The sequence below is a fragment of the Micromonospora sp. R77 genome (assembly GCF_022747945.1).
Classification (GTDB): domain Bacteria; phylum Actinomycetota; class Actinomycetes; order Mycobacteriales; family Micromonosporaceae; genus Micromonospora.
Genome location: NZ_JALDST010000020.1, coordinates 1 through 1429, shown reverse-complemented (window position 1 = coordinate 1429; position 1429 = coordinate 1). Strand labels below are relative to the sequence as shown.

Annotated in this window: 1 protein-coding gene; it reads left to right on the top strand. The window is 75.9% G+C overall.

Going from position 1 to position 1429, the window contains the following annotated elements:
• Window positions 1-1429 (top strand): M28 family peptidase (locus MRQ36_RS32900; protein WP_242801728.1); only part of this gene is annotated, 1429 nt, incomplete at both ends.

Genomic DNA, 1429 nt, shown 5'->3' with positions numbered 1-1429 from the left:
GGTGATCGCGGCCCGACCGCACGTCGCCGGCAGCCCGGCCAACGACCAGGTCCGGGAGCACCTGGTCGGCGTGCTGCGCGGGCTGGGCCTGGAGACCGAGGTGCAGGACACGGTGGCGCCGGAGGCCGGCCAGCTCAGCGGCGCGGCCGGCGGGGCCACGGTGGCGCGGGTCCGGAACGTGGTGGCCCGGGTGCCGGGGACCGCGCCGACCGGCCGGGTCTTCCTGGTCGCCCACTACGACTCGGTGCAGTCGGGGCCGGGCGGCAACGACGACGCCGCCGGCACCTCGACGATCCTGGAGGTGGCGCGGGCGCTGACCGCCGGGCCCCGCCCCCGCAACGACATCGTCCTGGTGCTCACCGACGCCGAGGAGGCCTGCCTCTGCGGGGCCGCCGCGTTCGCGCAGAGCCATCCGCTCGCCGCCGACGGTGGGGTGGTGCTCAACCTGGAGGCGCGCGGCTCCACCGGTCCGGTGATCATGTTCGAGACGTCCCGGGACAACGCGAAGCTGGTCGACGTCTTCGGCCGGGCCGCCCCGCACCCGGTGGGCACCTCGTTCGCGGTGGAGATCTACCGGGCGCTGCCGAACGACACCGACTTCACCGCCTTCCTGGACAAGGACTTCGTCGGGCTGAACTCGGCCTACATCGACGGCGGCGCGGTCTACCACACGCCGCTGGACACCCCGGCGGCGATGGACCGGCGCAGCCTCCAGATGCACGGCGACAACGCGCTGGGGCTGGCCCGCGAGTTCGGGCGTACCGATCTGAAGGCGCTGCGGTCGGACCACGACGCCACCTACTTCCCGGTGCCCGGCGGGCTGGTCCGCTATCCGGGCTGGCTGACCCTGCCGCTGGCGCTGCTCGCGGTGGCCGCGGTCGGCGTGCTCGGCTGGCTGCTGCGGCGACGCGACCGGGCCACCGCCGGCCGGCTGGCCGCCGGCGTCGGGCTGGCCCTGGTGCCCGTGGTGGCCGCCCCGCTGGGCGCCTGGCTGCTCTGGACGGCGATCACCACGGCCCGGCCCGGCTACGCCGAACTGCTCGACCCCTACCGGCCCACCTGGTACCGGCTCGCCGTGGTGGCGCTCGCCGCCACCATCCTGTTCACCTGGTACGCGCTGACCCGCCGCCGATTCGGGCCGGCCGCCCTCGCGTTCGGCGGGCTGGTCTGGCTGGCCCTGTTCGGGGTGCTGCTCGCGGTGCTGGTGCCCGGTGGGGCGTACCTGACGACCCTGCCGGCCCTGGCCGGCGCGCTGGCCGGACTCGCGGCCCTGACCACCCGGCTCGACGGCCCCTGGCCGGTGCTGGCGGTGACCCTGGCCGGCGCGGTGGCCGTGCTGATCCTGCTGCCCACCGTGGTGCTGCTCTTCCCCGCGCTCGGCATGGCGATGGGCGGCGTCGCGGCGCTCTTCGCGGTGCTGCTCGGGCTG